The 16847-nt window shown below is 67.1% G+C and carries 16 protein-coding genes and 1 pseudogene; 8 read left to right on the top strand and 9 right to left on the bottom strand.

The genetic code is table 11. From position 1 onward, the window contains the following. Positions 1 to 17 precede the first annotated feature (17 nt). Positions 18 to 1004, bottom strand: a complete 987-nt coding sequence (locus VEC57_05690) for a TIGR03557 family F420-dependent LLM class oxidoreductase (GenBank protein ID HYB98610.1) — start codon at positions 1002 to 1004, stop codon at positions 18 to 20. 311 nt (positions 1005 to 1315) lie between these two features. On the opposite strand from VEC57_05690, the gene VEC57_05685 reads away from it, so the two are divergent. Further along, complete coding sequence (locus VEC57_05685; protein HYB98609.1) at positions 1316 to 2167, top strand: hemerythrin domain-containing protein; 852 nt, start codon at positions 1316 to 1318, stop codon at positions 2165 to 2167. 104 nt (positions 2168 to 2271) lie between these two features. Beyond that, entirely contained in the window at positions 2272 to 2946 is a 675-nt protein-coding gene (locus VEC57_05680) for an HAD family hydrolase (GenBank protein ID HYB98608.1), read from the top strand. A 52-nt stretch (positions 2947 to 2998) separates the two neighbouring features. Here the strand turns inward: VEC57_05680 and VEC57_05675 are convergent, their stop codons facing one another. Together VEC57_05675 and thiL are read right to left on the bottom strand one after the other, a co-directional pair. After that, positions 2999 to 3226 carry a hypothetical protein gene (locus tag VEC57_05675; protein HYB98607.1) on the bottom strand — a complete coding sequence of 76 codons (228 nt, stop codon included), beginning with the start codon at positions 3224 to 3226 and terminating at the stop codon, positions 2999 to 3001. Beyond that, complete coding sequence (thiL, locus tag VEC57_05670; GenBank protein ID HYB98606.1) at positions 3226 to 4245, bottom strand: thiamine-phosphate kinase; 1020 nt, start codon at positions 4243 to 4245, stop codon at positions 3226 to 3228. The genes VEC57_05675 and thiL overlap by 1 nt, the downstream gene beginning before the upstream one ends. A 263-nt stretch (positions 4246 to 4508) precedes the next feature. Between thiL and VEC57_05665 the strand changes: the two genes are divergently transcribed. Then, positions 4509 to 6056 (top strand): phosphatidylserine/phosphatidylglycerophosphate/cardiolipin synthase family protein, encoded by a 1548-nt coding sequence (locus tag VEC57_05665; GenBank protein HYB98605.1) that lies wholly within the window; start codon positions 4509 to 4511, stop codon positions 6054 to 6056. Between the two features lie 22 nt (positions 6057 to 6078). On the opposite strand, the gene VEC57_05660 is transcribed toward VEC57_05665, so the two are convergent. Further along, entirely contained in the window at positions 6079 to 6537 is a 459-nt protein-coding gene (locus tag VEC57_05660; protein HYB98604.1) for a DoxX family membrane protein, read from the bottom strand. Beyond that, positions 6534 to 7022: a hypothetical protein gene (locus tag VEC57_05655; protein ID HYB98603.1), complete on the bottom strand. Its 489-nt coding sequence runs from the start codon at positions 7020 to 7022 to the stop codon at positions 6534 to 6536. Before VEC57_05655 ends, VEC57_05660 begins: the two co-directional genes overlap by 4 nt. Before the next feature lie 131 nt (positions 7023 to 7153). Here VEC57_05655 and VEC57_05650 point away from each other — a divergent pair, with 131 nt between their 5' ends. From VEC57_05650 to VEC57_05640, 3 genes are all read left to right on the top strand, one after another. Next, positions 7154 to 7474 carry a hypothetical protein gene (locus VEC57_05650; GenBank protein ID HYB98602.1) on the top strand — a complete coding sequence of 107 codons (321 nt, stop codon included), beginning with the start codon at positions 7154 to 7156 and terminating at the stop codon, positions 7472 to 7474. 61 nt (positions 7475 to 7535) lie between these two features. Further along, positions 7536 to 7925, top strand: a complete 390-nt coding sequence (locus VEC57_05645) for an MAPEG family protein (GenBank protein ID HYB98601.1) — start codon at positions 7536 to 7538, stop codon at positions 7923 to 7925. Positions 7926 to 8054: 129 nt separating this feature from the next. Then, positions 8055 to 9296: a L,D-transpeptidase family protein gene (locus VEC57_05640; GenBank protein HYB98600.1), complete on the top strand. Its 1242-nt coding sequence runs from the start codon at positions 8055 to 8057 to the stop codon at positions 9294 to 9296. Positions 9297 to 9362: 66 nt separating this feature from the next. On the opposite strand, the gene VEC57_05635 is transcribed toward VEC57_05640, so the two are convergent. After that, entirely contained in the window at positions 9363 to 10289 is a 927-nt protein-coding gene (locus VEC57_05635; GenBank protein ID HYB98599.1) for an NAD(P)-dependent oxidoreductase, read from the bottom strand. A 271-nt stretch (positions 10290 to 10560) separates the two neighbouring features. Here VEC57_05635 and VEC57_05630 point away from each other — a divergent pair, with 271 nt between their 5' ends. Continuing rightward, on the top strand, positions 10561 to 11673 hold the full coding sequence (locus VEC57_05630) for a hypothetical protein (GenBank protein ID HYB98598.1): 1113 nt from the start codon (positions 10561 to 10563) through the stop codon (positions 11671 to 11673). Between the two features lie 147 nt (positions 11674 to 11820). Here VEC57_05630 and dnaJ read toward each other — a convergent pair whose 3' ends face one another. The 3 genes and pseudogenes from dnaJ to grpE all read right to left on the bottom strand — a co-directional run bounded on the left by dnaJ (position 11821) and on the right by grpE (position 15924). After that, positions 11821 to 12942, bottom strand: a complete 1122-nt coding sequence (dnaJ, locus tag VEC57_05625) for a molecular chaperone DnaJ (GenBank protein ID HYB98597.1) — start codon at positions 12940 to 12942, stop codon at positions 11821 to 11823. A 189-nt stretch (positions 12943 to 13131) separates the two neighbouring features. Continuing rightward, a pseudogene (gene dnaK, locus VEC57_05620) lies at positions 13132 to 15087 on the bottom strand (molecular chaperone DnaK). A 270-nt stretch (positions 15088 to 15357) separates the two neighbouring features. Next, positions 15358 to 15924 carry a nucleotide exchange factor GrpE gene (grpE, locus tag VEC57_05615; protein ID HYB98596.1) on the bottom strand — a complete coding sequence of 189 codons (567 nt, stop codon included), beginning with the start codon at positions 15922 to 15924 and terminating at the stop codon, positions 15358 to 15360. A gap of 112 nt (positions 15925 to 16036) precedes the next feature. On the opposite strand from grpE, the gene recO reads away from it, so the two are divergent. Then, a complete protein-coding gene (recO, locus tag VEC57_05610) occupies positions 16037 to 16828 on the top strand; it encodes a DNA repair protein RecO (protein HYB98595.1) in 792 nt (263 codons plus the stop codon). Positions 16829 to 16847 lie beyond the last annotated feature (19 nt).

The following is a 16847-nucleotide window of genomic DNA, read 5'->3' as shown; positions in this document are numbered from 1 at the left end:
ATGAATCCTTCCGCCCATCACGCGTGCAGCGCCGGCAGCACCTCGCGCCCGAACGCTTCGAGCCACTGACGCTGATTGCGACCGACGTTGTGCAGGTAGATCTGGTGGAAGCCGAGGTCGAGGAACTTCTGGATCTCCTTGCGATGCGCTTCGAGATCGGAGCTGATCACCATGCGTCCCTGGAAGTCCTCGGGCCCGACCATCCTGGCGATCTGCTCGAAGTCGTGCGGCGAGCGGATGTCCTGCTTCGGAAACTTCATTGCGCCGTTGGGCCATTCGACGATGGCATTGCGCATGGCCTCCTCGTCGGTCGGCGCCCACGACAGATGCAGCTGCAGCGTGAAGCGGAACCGGTCGCAATCGTTGCCGACCTCGCGGCAGCCTTCGCGGCACTTCTCCAGGATCCCTGCGACCTTCTCCACGGGCGCACCCACCGTGATGAGCCCGTCCGCGATCATTCCCGTACGGTGCGCCGTCAGCGGGCCAGCCGTCGCGATGTAAATGGGCGGGGGCTCCTGCGGCAGCGTCCACAGGCGGATCGTCTCCATCTTGAAGAAGCGGCCGTCGTGCCGGATCTGCTTGCCCGTCAGCAGGCGCTGGATGATGTCGACCGCCTCGAACATGCGATGAGTGCGCTCGACCGCTTCGGGCCAGTAGCCGGCGATGACGTGCTCGTTGAGCGCCTCGCCTGAGCCGAGGCCGAGCCAGAACCTTCCCGGATACATGGCGGCCATCGTCGCCGCGGCCTGTGCGACCATCACGGGGTGCATGCGAAACGACGGACAGGTCACGCCCGGCCCTATGTCGCCGCGTGTGCGCTCGGCGGCGGCAGCCATGAAGGCCCACACGAACGCCGACTGGCCTTGCTGCGGGACCCATGGCTGCAGGTGATCGGCCGCCATGATGCCCTCGAAGCCGGCGGCCTCGGCGGCAACGCAGAGCTCGAGCATCTCGCTCGGCGAAAACTGTTCGAGCATCGCGGCGTAACCGATCTTTGCTGTCATCGGACGTGTCCTCGGGGCGTGTCTTTGCTCAGGTGGTGATGCTGGAGGCGTGTCTTCTCCACCACGCTCGCTCGGAAGCCGTCACGGAACAAGAACGCCCGCGAGCGCGATTCGGCCACGACATGACCGGATTGTCCCCGCATCGAGGACTCACGTGGCCCCCACGAGTGCAAATGCGGCGCAGGGAATGCATCTGCCTCGGCCTTTCGTCTGTACGACATGCGCTTTTCGTGTCCATGCTGGCGCACAGACACGTCTTCACGTTGCGCAGGCGACGCGAGCCAACAACCAACTCGAACAGGAGAGGTCTCATGCCCAATCGAGGAAACAGAAAGGACGCCATCGCTTTGCTCAAGGAGGATCACAAGAAGGTGAAGGGCCTTCTGGCCAAGCTCGAGAAGACCACCGAGCGCTCCGGCGACCAGCGCCAGAAGCTGCTCGCGCAGCTCGAGCAGGAAATCCAGATGCACACGACCATCGAGGAGGAGATCTTCTACCCTGCCTATCGCGACGCCGTCACCAAGAAGCAGGACGCCAAGCTCTACCAGGAGGCGATCGAGGAGCATCACGTCGCCGACGTGGTGCTGACCGAAATCAAGGGCGTGGACGCGCAGTCCGAGGAGTTCTCGGCCAAGGGCAAGGTGCTCAAGGAGCTGATCGAGCACCACGCCAGCGAGGAAGAGAAGTCGATGTTCCCCAAGGCCCGCAAAGCCATGGACGCCGCGCAGCTCAAGGAGCTGGGCGCGCAGATCCAGGCGCGCAAGGGTGAGCTTCAGAGCGAGGGCGAGGGCTGGATCCCGAGCCCCAAGGAGCTGCTCTCGGCGCTGTCGGCCAAGTCGGGAATGGACAAGATGATGGGCGGCGGCGGGCGCTCGCGTTCACGCTCGGTGGCGGCTACCGGCTCCGGCGAATCCGGCTCCACCGGCAAGTCCGGGTCGAAGGGCGGTACCGGCGGTCGCTCGCGCAAGTCGGCGACCTCCGGCAAATCCGCCAGGTCCGGTCGCTCCACCTCGCCTCGCTCGGCATCGGTGGCGGCAAAAGGCGCCTCTCCCAAGTCTTCGTCGCGCGGCAAGAACGCCAAGTCCGGATCGTCGGCCGCCAAGAACAAATCCAAGACGTCGCGCAGCCGGTCCAGCAGCAAATCTGGACGCGGCCACCGCTAGCGCGCCTGTGAGGAGCGGCCGCTGCCACGGCGGCGGCCGCTCCTTGCTTCGGTCCTACGCACCGAGTGCGGTGCGGCCACCCGTACTCCTCTTCCGGACTGTCGGTGAACCAACCACTGCGCATCGAGTGCGTGCTCCTGGACGTGGATGGCACGTTGATCGACAGCAACGCTGCGCACGCGTCGTCGTGGGCAGACGCACTCTCCGAAAACGGACGGCCGGGCCTCTACTTCAAGGCCCGGCGGATGGTGGGCATGGGCGGCGACAAGATGCTGCCGCTTCTGACCGGTCTCGATCCCGAGTCCGACGAAGGCAGAGCGATCCTGGAGCGGCGCGTGCAGATCTTTCGCGAGCGCTACCTGGCCAGGATCCGCCCTTTCCCTTGCGTGCGCGAGCTTCTCGACCGCATGCGCGACCAGGGACTGCGCCTGGTGGTTGCCAGCAGTGCGCGCGACGATGAGCTCGAGTCGCTGCTGGAGATCGCCGGCGCGCGGCCGTTCCTCTACAAGGCCACATCCTCCGATGACGCAGAGCATTCCAAACCGGACCCGGACATCGTTCAGGCGGCGCTGCGCAAGGGACGCAGCGCTCCCGCACGCGCCTTGATGATCGGCGACACTCCCTACGACGTCGAGGCCGCCAGGCGCGCCGGCGTTGCCGTCATCGCATTCCGGTGCGGCGGCTGGACGAACGAAAGCCTGCGAGGCGCGCGTGCCGTCTATCGAGATCCTGCCGCTCTGTACCAGCGCTATCGACGGTCACCGCTGCGACCGGCATGAACGGCGCCGATCACGCGCACTGCGCCCCGCATCGTCACCAGCGGCAATGCGCTCACGTCGTGTTCTTGCGCACGCCGCGCAGGTTCAGCGCGGCCAGACAGATCTGCAGCACGATCAGCGCCCACGCGCCGTCGTGCCAGCCCCACACCGCCCACAGCACGTTGCTGAGCAGGAACAGCCAGAAGCCGTAGTTGCGCTTGAACTTGCGCTGGGAGCCGACGAACCAGGCGGCGGCGACCGTCACCACCATCGCCGGCCACTGTAGCCAGTCGAGATCCATCAGCGCCGGCGCCTTGCACGCAGGTGGTCGAAACCCGCCTGCGGCCATTTCCTGCCGGTGACGTCGACCACGGCCGGCTTACCGCTGCGAACCTGGCCGATCACGCTGACTCGGCAGCGATGACGCGCGGCGATGCGAGTGATCGCGGGAACGTGCCTGGCTGCGACCGTCATTGCGAGCTCGTAGTCCTCGCCTCCGGTAACGGCGAGCGCCAGCGCAGCCTCGCGCGTTGCCGTCAGCCGCCGCGCGGCCGCATGAATGGGCACCGCATCGGTGTCGACCTCGACGCGGACGCTCGAGCGGCGGCTGAGGTGTCCAAGGTCCTGCAGAAGACCATCGGAGACATCGATCATCGCGTGCAGCAACCCGGCTTCGGCCAGCTCGGCTGCGACTTCGACACGAGTGGGTGGATTCCGATAGCCGCGCGTCAGAGCGGGCGAGGCGCCGCCGCCGCTGAGCGCGGCCACGCCTGCTGCCGCACCGCCGAGCTCTCCGGTGACCACGACGACGTCACCCGCGCGCGCGCCGTCTCGCGTCACCGGCTTCGTGCGCGCCTCACCGACGACCGTCACGGTCAGGGCCCAGCACGATGCGGCGGCGATGTTACCCCCGACCAGCGCGGCGCCGGCGCCTCGGGCATCACGGGCAAGGCCGCGGATCAGCGCGGTCGCGAATCGTGGATCGAAGCGCGTACGCCCCGGCGCCAGCACCGGGACCTCCAGCGAGAGAAGGACGTATCGCGGCCGCGCGCCCATTGCCGCGACGTCGGAGACGGCGGCGCGGAAGGCGCGCACGCCCAGCTCGCCGGGCCGCAGCCAGCCGGGACGAAAGTGCACGCCCTCCATCACGGTGTCGGTGGTCAGCACCGTCAGGCCACTCGTGCGTACGACGGCCGCATCATCTCCGATACCCACGAGAACGCCGCCGCCGCGACCGCCACCGTCGACGAGACCGCGGATGCCCTCGAGGAAATCGTGCTCGCCGTTTGCCGAGGGCTGCTGCATGCGCCGGCTCGCCATGGGCGCAACTATCGCCGCGTCATCGGCAAAACACGACCCGCCCGCGAGGCGACAGCGCGCGAAACCATGGCTGCCCAGCTGCTCCGGATTCCGGCCGCAGTCTGGGCGAACGCCGCGGCAACGGGCATCATCAGTGCGTGGCCCTGCCATTCTCCGAGCAGCGCGCGCTGTCCGGCCTGGGGTCGCACGGCCGTGCTCGCAGGCGTGTGACGGCATCGCGGCCAAGGATGAAGTTGCGGCGGCGCACGACCGCGGCAGCTGCGATGCTCGCCGCCATCACCCTGGTTGCAGGTTGTGGGCTGTGGCCCGTGCGAGCCGAGCGGCCCGGCGGTTCGCCGGTGCGCGCTGCGCCGCCCGCGACCGCCACCTTGCGGCAGACGTTCGAGACGTTCGCCGATCCTCCCGACGTCGCGGCGCTTCGCTTCTACGGCGACAATACCCAGGCCTGGACCGAGCGCTGGAGGCTCCTGCAGAGCGCCCAGCACGCGATCGACGTCAGCTACTTCCTGCTTCACGAGGACGTGTTCGGGCTGGCATTCCTCGGACATCTGCTCGAACGCGCCCAGGCCGGCGTCTCCGTGCGCGTCCTGCTCGACGCCTACGGCACCAGGATGCTGCGGGAGATCGGCGGCAACGATCATCTCGAAGAGCTGGCAGCCACTCGCGGCGTGACGGTGAGGAAGTATCGTCCGCTGTGGCGCCGCTGGACCGAGGGCCTGCTGACGCTGCGTGCGAGCGCCATCATGGCGAGCGAGCACGACAAGATCCTCGTCATCGATCGCAGCAGGAGCCTGATCGGCGGACGCAACATCGCCGCCGAGTACTTCGAGCAGCCGGCGCCAGGCAATCGCGCTTTTCGCGACGCCGATCTGCGCATCGACAGCCCGCGCATCGCCGAGGCGCTCACAGGCGCGTTCGAGCGACAGTTCGAGAGCGAGGATGCGGTGCCCGCCAGCGACTGGGACAGCGGCAGCGAGGTTCGCCGGGAGCTGCTGCACGCGTACGAGGCGATGGACCAGTGGCTGCACGGGACCGAGGCGACGCCGGTCGAGAGCGGGACGGAGCCGCCGTGGCTGCGCGAGCTTCGATCCTACCCGCAGCTGTTCGGCGCGCTGCAGTCGCCGCCGCCCCGCCCGGTGCGCGGCGAAACGCGCATCCTCGACAGCCACACTCGCCGGACCGCCGCCGCCGATCCCATCACCGACGCCGTCCTTCGCCTGGTGCAGACGGCCGAGCGCGAGGTGTTCGTGCAGACGCCGTACGTCGTTCTCTCCGAAGACGGCGTGCAGGCTCTCGAGGAGGCATCCGCCCGCGGCGTTGCCATCACCATCGTGACCAACAGTCCGGTCTCGAGCGACAATGCACTGAGCCAGGCGTTCTTCCTGGAGCAGTGGCCGGAGATCATGGCGCGTGTGCCGACGCTGCGGCTGATCGTCGCCGGCGGGCGGCACAACCTTCACACGAAGGGGATCACGTTCGACGGCGTGCTGACGATGCTCGGCACCTACAACCTCGATCCCGTCAGCATGCGGCTCAACAGCGAAGTCATGGCGGTGACGTGGTCGGGCGAGCTGGCGGCGCTCGTCGAGGAGCAGGCGCGCAGCCTGATCGCGCGAGGCGAGCCGGAGGTGTTCGAATACCGCATCCAGCGTGACGCCGATGGTCGAGCCATGCGAGACGATGACGGAGAGGTCCGGATCGCCTACGGCCCGCGCGACCACTGCACGCCCGAGGAGTGGACGGCGCTTGCAGCCTATTGGGCGGTGCTGAAGGCGGCACGCACCTTCGTCGGGTTCTCGCCGATCCTGTAGTCTCGGCGACTGCGTGCTCGACTCACTGCCGCCGCGCCGCCACGCCGAGTTGCGTGATGAGAAGAGCGGCCCCGCACATCGCCACGCCCTTCAGGAAGAATGAAATTTGCGCCTGCTGCGTGGCCGGATCGGCGGCGGTGACCATGGCCACCCCATGAACCACGATCGTCACCGGGACCAGGAACAGCACGATCAGCCAGCCGCCGAGACGGGGAAAGCGATTGCTGACGATCATCATCGCTCCTGCCAGCTCGACGATGGCGGACACGATGACCCAAAACGCGCGGAAGGGAACGGCTTCCGGCATCAAACGCACGTACCCTTGCATGTCGGTGAAGTGGGTGATGCCGGAGAGAAAGAAAATGAGCGAGAACATCCATCGCCCTGCTACGGCAATACGAGGATGAAACCACGTCAGGTCGCGTGCTTGCAAAGAGTCCATCAGTCTCTCAACCAGTACCGGCGTCGCTGTCCATCTCACGCATCGGAGGAACAGGTGCTTCGAGACAGTTCGACGAAACATGCGGCGTGCGCGACGACCATGATGGGCCCGGCAAAGACGGGAACGTACCATTGCCCCGCCAGGTGACCGATGGCGCCGCTGTGATTGGCATGAGGGAACGCGATCAGGAGATCGGCGGCCCCAACGATCGCGCAGGTCCAGGTAAGAGGCCTTGCCGAGCGCCAGCCGCGATGAAGACCGAGGAACGCAAAGACTGCCAGCGTGGCCGTCACCCCGTCGCCCACCGCGGTCGCAACGGCGAAGTCGCGAGGCATCCCCGGCGAGATCACCGGCGAGAGCAGACCCAGACCGAGCATGCGAAACATCTGCGGCGCGATCCACAGCGAGAGCCGGGCGTCCGTCGAGAGCCGCCGCGACCACGGCCAGATCGCCAGATACACGATCAACGACCACGCCAGGACGAACCACCAGAGCTGGACGATGAAGATCGGCAGCGGGCCCATTCCGGCCACTGTAGCCGAAACGCCCCGCCTGCGGCGACACCCCGACCAGCGGCTCGGAACTGACGACGAGGGGTCGGCACAGCACGTCATCGCCGGTTGAATTGACCGCGTCGGCACCGCAATCTCCCCGCATGGCGCGCCTGCCGAAGATCGCAATCGGTTTCGTCGTACGACGCTGCACCCTGGAGCTCGGCCGCAAGCCCACGGCGCGCGAATTCAGCCAATGGGCCAACACTGCCGGCGAGCAGGGAACGGCGGTGTTCGGACGGCCGATCACCGCCGAAGAAGCCGACGTCATTCTCCGTCATCTGGCGCGGCCCGTGACGGCGCGCAGCGCGCAGAGATACGACGCGGCGACCGGCGTGGCGCCGGTCGAGCGTCAGGCCTCCGGCGATGTGCGCGACAGGGTCGTGGACTTCGCGGCTGTTCGCGCGCGGCGGGGGCGGCGGTAGCGGGTACAGCAGAGCCCGGAATGTCCCGGGATCCTTCGGTCATCGCGTCCCAGGAGCGTCCATGACTCTTTCGGCGATCATCGTGTATCTGGCGATCTGGACCGTGCTGCTCACCTTTCCGGGCACCATCGCTCTCATGATGGCCGGCGGTCTCAAGATCGGCTTCTACAACCGGGATGACGTTCCCGAGCTGCCGGCGTGGGGAGGGCGGGCGCTGCGGGCGCACCGCAACATGATCGAGAACCTCCCGGTCTTCCTGGCGCTGGTGCTGGCGGCGCAGATCGCGCAGGCGCCGCAGGTGCCCGTGCTCCTCGGCGCAACGATCTTCCTGTGGGCACGCATCGCCCACGGGGTTCTGTACATCGCCGGCGTGCCTTACCTGCGCACAGTCGCGTTCGTCGTCAGCATCGGGGGTCTCGTCAGGATCGCAGCGGCCGTGCTCGGCGTGTGAGCGATGGCGCGGCTGCGGTGGTAGGCAACACGCTACCTCACCGAACATCCGGAGGTTACGCTTGACGGCATGAATGCCGACGAGCGAGCTATCGCTATCCCATCCGAACTCACGACTCGCAGCGCCTCCATGGGGCTTACCCGCCGCGTCGAGGTCGCCGCGGCCGCGCTGCTCGTGCTCGGCTGCGTAGGCCTCGCGCAGGCGCAGCCCGCCAGTGCGCCCGCAGCGGATGCCGCAGCTCAGGCAGCGACGCAGACCGCCGGCGCGGGCCCGCCCGGGAACGAGCAGTACGGGAAGCTGCTCGAGGCGCAGAAGCGTTATCAGCAGATGGCTGACAGCGGCAGCGCTCTGCCGCGCATTTCCGGCGGCGAGACGATGTCACCGGGCTCGTCGTACGACTGCGCGCGGCTGGACGCGCTACGGCAGCGTCTCGCCGCAGAAGGCTTCGAGGGCGCAGACGATGCGGCACCCGCCGCAGCGCAGCCGCCGGCGGCAGCGCCGGCAGCCGGCCAGTGCAGATATGAAGGCGCGCTCGTCGACGCCGTTCGCAGCTTTCAGGCATCGCGGCGCCTCAAGGTAGACGGCGAAGTTGGCGCTAGAACGCTGGAGCGTCTCCACGAAAGCCCGCAGGATCTGCTGAAGACGATCGATCAGGCGCTGCAGCGATGGCGAGAGAAGGCGGGCGAGCTGACAGGCAGCTACGTGCTGGTCAACATCCCAGCATTCGAGCTGGCAGTCTATGAAGGGCAGCGCGAAGTGATGCGGATGCCGGTGGTCGTCGGCCAGCCGGACTGGCCCACGCCGCAGATGTCGGAGAGCCTGGAGTATCTGGTCCTGAATCCGGAGTGGCGCATCCCCGATACGATCGCCGACGCGGAACTGAAGCCGAAGCGCAAGAAGGATCCCGGCTATTTCAAGCGTGAAGGGATCGAGGTGACCGAGGACGGCAAGCTTCGCCAGAAGCCGGGGCCGCGCAATCCGCTGGGCCGCATCAAGTTCATGATGCCGAACGATGAGGACATCTACCTGCACGACACGCCGGCCAAGCGGCACTTCGAGTCATCGTGGCGCGCGCTCAGCCACGGCTGCATCCGTGTGGCGCAGCCCCTCGAGCTCGCCGAGTATGTGATGAAGGGCGATCCGCAATGGACACGCGAGCGTCTGCAGTCGGCCATCGACTCGGGCGCGACCGAAGAGGTGAAGCTTCCTCGGCCCATGCCGGTGCACCTCGTCTACATCCCGGCGCAGGTGGATGCGCAGGGGCGGCTCGAAGTGCTCCCGGACGTCTACGGTCAGTTCGGCGACCGCGAGGCGGCGCCGCCGGCCGGCCAGGCGTCCGATGAGGACGGGGTCATGCCGGCGTATCCATGAAAGCGCGGCGCTCCCCAGTGCCGAGCAGGACGCTGGCCGTGAGCCAGTGAATGGCCGCTGTCGGACTCAGGCGGCGCCGTACATACGCGGGAAACCCACGTTCCACGATGGAATCGAAGGCTCCCATTCCAGCGTGTTCCTCGCCTTACGGTTGGATGCGCCCGATTGCTCGTTGAAGACGTACACCATCATGTCGCCGAGCTTCTGTCGCGCCAGCGCCTCGTCCATCACGGCCGGTGCCGGAGCGCCGAGCATCCGCGCAACGGCAGGCAACCAGTCGCGAAGCCTGGCCGGAGCATCATCGACGATGTTGTAGATGCCGGCGTCTGCGCCCGTCAGGGCCTTCATCGTCGCCGCCGCCGCGTCCTGGAGATGGATGAAGGAATAGGTGCCGTTACCCTCGCCGACGATCGGCATCCTGCCTTTCTTGATGGCACGCGGGATCGCGTCGCTCGGGTCGTAGTTGGTTCCTGGACCGTAGAACCATCCATAGCGCAGGACGATGCCCTCCATCGCGCTCTGTAGGGTACGCTGCTCCATCTCGGAGACGGCCTCTGCCAGAGGGCGGATCGCTGCAGAGGAATCGAGGTGAAGAGGCGTGTCCTCGTCCGTCAGCCCGTCGCCGACCGGCCTGCAGATGAACGAGATGCTCTGGGTGATGAGCCGCCGCGCCCTGGCCGCCGTCGCAGCCGCGACCAGATTGCGGGTGCCCTCTTTTCGGATCCGTATCGTCTCCGCGAGCGGATCGGCATCCGTGGCTCCGAACGCAGTAAGCTGATGGATGACGATCTCGGGCTCCGACCTGCAGAGCAGCTCGGTCAGTCCTCTCGCATCGAACACGTCGCCGATGACTGCATCGGCGCCCGCGGCCTGCAGCCGCGAGGCATTGGCCGCCGAGCGCGTCATCGCCGTGACGCGATGGCCGTCAGCGACGAGCATCGGAACGAGGTAGCGGCCGATGGCTCCCGATCCGCCCGCAATGAAAACGTTCACGCGTGGCTCCTAGCGAAAATCGTCTGCCCGATGAACCCGAGGCGTGCGGCCAAGGGCCTTCGCCGATCGCCCGTCGGGCCGCAAGCCGCCCTCTGCTGCCGGCGCCGCGGACGGTCTACCTGCGCGGGGAAACGAACGCTAGGCTTGGGTTGGACGGCGCATCCGGCTGCGGGCGCCTTCGTACCTCCGCAACTCCGCGGCTGTCGCCCTACCGCCGTCCTTTCGCTGCGCCGCTCGCCGGCCGGAGGCTTATCGTATGATCCTACGACTGATGCTCGCCATCCTCCTTCTTTCTGCACCGATCGTCGAAGCGGCCGACATTCCCGTACGTGCGAAAAAGCTCGTGGTTCTCGACAAGCGCGCGACTTCGGGGACCGCCGCCGTTCTCTTCAAGGCGAAGGATCGGTCGATCACCAAGGGCTCGGCAACGAATCCGGCCGGCATCGGCGTTCGCCTGGTGATCGACTACACCGCTGCCGCCGGCCAGCTCGAGGTGCCGCCGGGCGCTACCGGCTGGCGGGTCAACGATGCGACGGTCGCCAAGTTTCTCAACCCCCAGGCGCCGCTCGCACCGACGCAGACCAGCCTGGCCATCGTGAAACCCGGCAGGCTGCTGACTCTGAAGGCCAAGGGGCTCGGCGAACGGATGCTCGATCTTATCGGCGCGGGTGCACCTGCAGACAGCGTGCTCGTCAACTACGAAGTCACCAACGGCAATGTCACCAGTCGACATTGCACGGAGTTTCCCGCCGGCGCGTGCACCTACTCGCCAATCGCAGGCGACACCGGCGCAAAGCTCGTGTGTCGGGACGGCATCGCGGTCGGCCCCTGTGCTGCTCCGATCTGCTCCAGCTACCAGGGCTGCGCCGAAGAAGAGTTGTGCTGGCAGTCGCGGTGCATCGAGGAGGCGAAGGTTTTCTCGTTGCTGCCCGCTGAGGTCGCGGAAGCGGCGGCGCAGCCGCACTGTGTGCCGCGCGCGGAAATCAACGGCTCCGAGTTCTGCTACCTCAACGACGGCGCGTGCACGCCGGGTTGTGCGGTGAGCATGTCGATAGACTCCGTGGACGCTTCCTGGCTTGCCGAGGGAAAGCTGCGGGTCAGCGTGCGATCGGACCTCTCGTCTTCGGTGCCGATCGATTCGCCGTTCGTCCCGCCGTGCACCGCCCAATGGGAAATGGTCGATCATCTCTCCGAGTATGAGTTCTTTTTCGCACACGACGGGAGCATCACGCTGGTCAACGTCGCCTTCGATGAAAGCGCCACGTATTCTGGCTGCTCGAACACGTCCAGCCACGGCGACATCATTGCAGCGTTCACCACCATGGCGCTGGCGCAGACGTCGTCGGCGATCGGCGCGGCCATCGAAAGCCTTCTTCAGCAGTAGCGCCCGAGCGCGCGGGCGCACGCCCGCTCTCGGCAGAGTGCCTCACCAGGAGCGGGAGGCCCGTCGGGTTCCGTCGACGGAGACGAAGCGGATTGCGAAGCAGTTCGCATCCGGCGGGCGCGGAGTCGCGAAGGCGGCCGCGGCTTTTCAGCTCATCAGCTCGCGCACCTTGTTGGCGAACTGCGTCACCAGCGATTCGTGCTCCTCGGCCGGGCCATCCTCGCGCATCTGCTCGAGCAGCTTCTTCTGCTTCTTGGTGAGCTTGGTCGGGATCTCGACCTGCACGACCACGTACTGATCGCCGTTGCTGTTGGTGCGCCGAAGGTCGGGCACGCCCTTGCCGGCCAGTCGGAAGATCTTGCCGTGCTGGGTGCCGGCGGGAATCTTGAGCTTCACCATGCCGTCCAGCGTGGGCACCTCGATCTCGGCGCCGAGGGCGGCATCGACCATCGAGATCGGGCACTGGCAGACGATGTTGGCGCCGTCGCGCTGGAACAGCGGATGCGGGCGCACGGTCAGCAGAACATAGAGATCGCCGGAGGGGCCGCCGCGGACGCCGGCCTCGCCCTCGCCGCGCAGCTTCAGGCGCGAGCCGGTGTCGACGCCCGCCGGCACCTTGACCTTGATCTCGCGCATCGTGCGGTTGCGGCCGCGGCCGCGGCAGGTCGGGCACGGCGTGCGATTGATCTTGCCTTCGCCGTTGCACTGCCCGCACGTCTTGGCGATGTGGAACAGCCCCTGCTGGAAACGGACCTGACCTGCGCCACGGCAGGCGGGGCAGGTCTCCGGTGACGTGCCGGGCTTGGCACCGCTGCCCGAGCACGTGTCGCAGGTGATGGTGCGGGGAATCGAGATCTGCTTCTCGCAGCCTCGCGCAGCTTCCTCGAACGTGATGTCCAGATCGTAGCGAAGATCGTCGCCGCGCGACCGGCCGCCGCTTCGGCGGCGCCCGCCGCCGAAGAAGTCGCCGAACAGGTCGCCGAGGACGTCTTCGAATGCTCCGCTGGCGAAGGCGGACGAGAAGTCGAAGCCACCGGCCCCGCCTTCGAAGGCGGCTTCACCGTAGCGGTCGTACTGCGCGCGCTTCTCCGGATCGCACAGGACCTGGTAGGCCTTGCTCGCTTCCTTGAACCTGCGCTCGGCCTCTTCCTTGTCGTCCGGATTGCGGTCGGGATGGTACTTCAGCGCACACTGGCGGTACGCCTTCTTGATGTCGTCGGTGGAGGCATCGCGAGCGACACCCAGAATCTCGTAGTAGTCCCTGGCCAAGACCGTACCGCTCCCGCTGCTTCTTCGGAGTCGGGTTCTGAATCCGCGGGTGGAAGACTCGCCGATTCAGCACCCGATCCCATTCCTATCCCTGGTCCCGCTCTCACACCCGTCCCTGTCGGTGCGTGGCGGGACCGCCCGGCTCAAAAACGACGGGCCCCGATCGTGTGACCGGAGCCCGCCGTTCAATCAGTTGGGCTTCACTTCCTCGAAGTCGGCGTCCACCACGTCGTCGCCGCCGCGTCCGGCAGCGCCGCCGGCTCCACTCTGGGAACCACCCATGCCGCCGCCCATGCCGTCGCCATCATGCGGTGCGCCACCGGCGCCCGCCTGCTCGGCCTGCGCCTTCTTGTACATGGCTTCGGCCAGCTTGTGCGCGGTGCGCTCGAGGTCTTCCTTGGCAGACTTGAGCGCCTGCACGTCCTCGACGTCGAGCTGCTTCTTGGCGCTCTCGATCGCCGTACGCACGTCGTTCTTGGTCGACTCGTCGACGCTGTCGCCGAGTTCGCCCAGGTTCTTCTCGACGCGGTAGATCAGCCCGTCGAGCTCGTTGCGCGCATCCACCTGCTCGCGGCGCTTGTGGTCCTCGGCCGCATGCGCCTCGGCGTCGCGGATCATGCGCTCGATCTCTTCCTTGGTCAGACCGCTGTCCGACTTGATCTCGATGCGCTGCTCGCGGCCGGTTCCCTTGTCCTTCGCCGACACGTGCATGATGCCGTTGGCGTCGATGTCGAAGGTGACCTCGATCTGCGGCATGCCGCGCGGCGCCGGAGGAATGCCGGTCAGGTCGAACTGCCCGAGCAGCTTGTTGTGCGCCGCAATCTCGCGCTCGCCCTGGAATACCTTGATCGACACCGCCGGCTGGTTGTCGTCGGCCGTCGAGAAGACCTGGCTCTTCTGCGTCGGAATCGTCGTGTTCTTCTCGATCAGCTTGGTGAAGACGCCGCCGAGCGTCTCGATGCCGAGCGAGAGCGGAGTGACGTCCAGCAGCAGGACGTCCTTGACCTCACCGGCCAGCACGCCGCCCTGGATCGCCGCGCCGATGGCGACGACTTCGTCGGGGTTGACGCCCTTGTGCGGCTCCTTGCCGAAAACCTTGCGCACGCGCTCCTGCACCGCAGGCATGCGCGTCATGCCGCCGACCAGCACGACCTCGCCGATGTCGCCCGCCTGCATGCCCGCGTCCTTCAGCGCCGTGCGGCAGGGGCCCTCGAGACGGTCGAGCAGGTTGGCGCACAGCGCCTCGAGCTTCGAGCGCGTCAGCTTGATGTTCAGGTGCTTGGGACCGCTCTGGTCGGCCGTGATGAACGGCAGGTTGATGTCGGTCTCCATCGCCGTCGAAAGCTCGCACTTGGCCTTCTCGGCAGCTTCCTTCAGGCGCTACAGCGCCATGCGGTCCTTGGACAGGTCGATGCCCTGATCGCGGCGGAACTCGGCGACCAGATACTCCATGATGACCTGGTCGAAGTCCTCACCGCCGAGGAACGTGTCGCCGTTGGTGGCCTTCACCTCGAAGACGCCTTCGCCGAGCTCGAGGATCGAGATGTCGAAAGTGCCGCCGCCGAGGTCGAAGACGGCGATGCGCCGCTCGCCCTTCTTGTCCAGACCGTAGGCCAGCGCCGCCGCAGTCGGCTCGTTGATGATGCGCAGGACGTTCAGGCCAGCCACCGCGCCGGCATCCTTGGTGGCCTGCCGCTGGCTGTCGTTGAAATAGGCCGGAACCGTGATGACCGCGTCCGTTACGGTCTCGCCGAGATAGTCCTCGGCGGTGCTCTTCATCTTCTGCAGGATCATGGCCGACACTTCGGCCGGGCTCATGGTCTTGCCGCCGAGCCTGACGTACGCCGCGTTGTTGTCGGATTTGACGATCTCGTAGGGCAGATGCTGCTTGGCCTTCTGCACCTCGGCGTCATCGAAGCGGCGCCCGATCAGGCGCTTGACCGCGAAGATCGTGTTCTTGGGGTTGGTGATGGCCTGGCGCTTGGCGATGGTGCCGACCAGGCGCTCGCCGCCATCGGTGACGGCGACGACCGAAGGCGTCGTGCGACCGCCCTCGGAATTGGGAATGACCACCGGGGATCCTGCTTCCAGAACGGCCACGCAGGAGTTGGTGGTTCCGAGATCGATGCCGATGACTTTGCCCATGATTCCTCTCCAGGTAATGCCCCCGAACTACTCGGGGGAACATAGATTTTGGCGCCGCAAGCCGACGCCCGGAGCGGTAGATAAGCACCCGGCCTCATGGCGCAAGGTGACGCCGGGAAAAAGGGCGGCTGGGGTCGAATCGTGCAGCCGAGCATTCGCACGAGCGCAAGAGCGCTCGCCCGCCGCACGTGCGGCCACGCTGCCGGAGCTTCATTCCTGACGTTTGCGAAGCGGCGCGGGCGAGCCGCGCCGGGAGGGGATGGGAGCGGGCTACGAGTCCTCGGACGTCGCCTTGGCCACGGACACCATGGCCGGGCGAAGAAGCCGATCCTTCATCCGGTAGCCGGGACGGTGCACGGCAATGACGGTCCCCGCCGGCGCCTCGTCCGTCTCCACCATCGAGACCGCCTCATGCTCATTGGGGTCGAAAGGCTTGCCTTCGGCTTCAAGGCGCTCGACCCCGTGGCGCCGCAGCGCGCCGAGCATTCCGCGAAGAACCAGCCCCACTCCGTCGGCCAGCGTCGAATCGGCTCCTGTGGAGGCGGCGGCGTGCTCGAGCGCCCGCTCGAGATCGTCCACCACCGGCAGCAGGTCGCGGATCAGAGCCTCGCCCTCGAATTTCGCACGGTCGGCCAGCTCGCGCTGGTGACGCTTCTGGATGTTGTCGAGATCGGCCTTGGCGCGCAGGAAGCGGTTGTAGTTGTCGGCCGCCTCCTGCCTGGCGGCGGCCAGAGCATCGTCGGGCGAGGCCTCGACCTCGGTGCCGTTGGCGGCATCACCCGGCGAGGTGCCGTCGATCTCCACTCCGTTCTTGGGTTCTGCGCTTTCGTCCGCCATGGGATCCTGTGGAGGCCTGCCGCTGGAGCACATGCTCACGTTGCAGGCGCGGCGCTTGCGACTCGGGCAAGCTAAGATCGTCCTTCGCGACTGTCAACGCAGCGCGCGCCCCATGGAAGAGCTGACCACCACCGCCTTCGTGCTGCGGACCCGCAACTACGGCGAGTCCGACCGCATCGTCGTGCTGCTAACGCGCGAGGCCGGGAAGATCTCCGCCATCGCCAAGGGCGCGCGCCGCTCGGTGCGGCGGTTTGCAGGCGGGGCGCTCGAGCCTTTCCAGGAGCTGTCCGTGCGGATCGCGCGAAAGCCGTACGGCTCGCTGGCCTTCCTGCACGAAAGCCGTGTCATGGGGTCGAATGCCTCCATGGCTTCCGACCTGGACAGCTACGCATGGGCCTCGTATCTGACCGAGCTGACCGAGCTGATGACGGTCGAACGCGACCTCTGCCGCGACCTGTACGACTTCTATCGCGACATCATCGGACGCCTGGGCAGCGGCCCCTGCGAGCCCTTCGCGCACCACTACGTGCTCGGCCTGCTCGAACGCAGCGGCTGGGCGCCCGACTTCGGCTCGTGCGGCATCTGCGCCGAGCCGGTCACCGAGTACTCGCGGCCGATTCTCGACAGCCGCGGCAGCGGCGTCATCTGCTCACGGCACGAGGCGGAGTCGCTCGGCATCGATCCGGAGGACGCGAGCTTCCGGCCGAGCCGTCGCGTCATCGACGCACCTTTGATGGAGTACGTGCGGCGCGCGGCCCAAAGCGTTCCGGAGGCGGCACCGCCGGAGGTCTGCCGCCTGGCCTCGGCGCTGCTGGAACGGCTGGTCGATCTTCACCTCAGCAAGCCGCCGCGGTCCCGCGCGTTTCTGGCGTCGCTGCGCAGCGCGCAGCGAAAGCAGCCGTGATGACGTAAGGATCCCGCGG

This window comes from Candidatus Limnocylindrales bacterium (assembly GCA_035626395.1).
GTDB lineage: Bacteria > Desulfobacterota > Binatia > UBA1149 > CAITLU01 > DASPNH01.
Note: the sequence above shows the minus strand (reverse complement) of the source record. Positions and strands in the feature narration are given on the sequence as shown.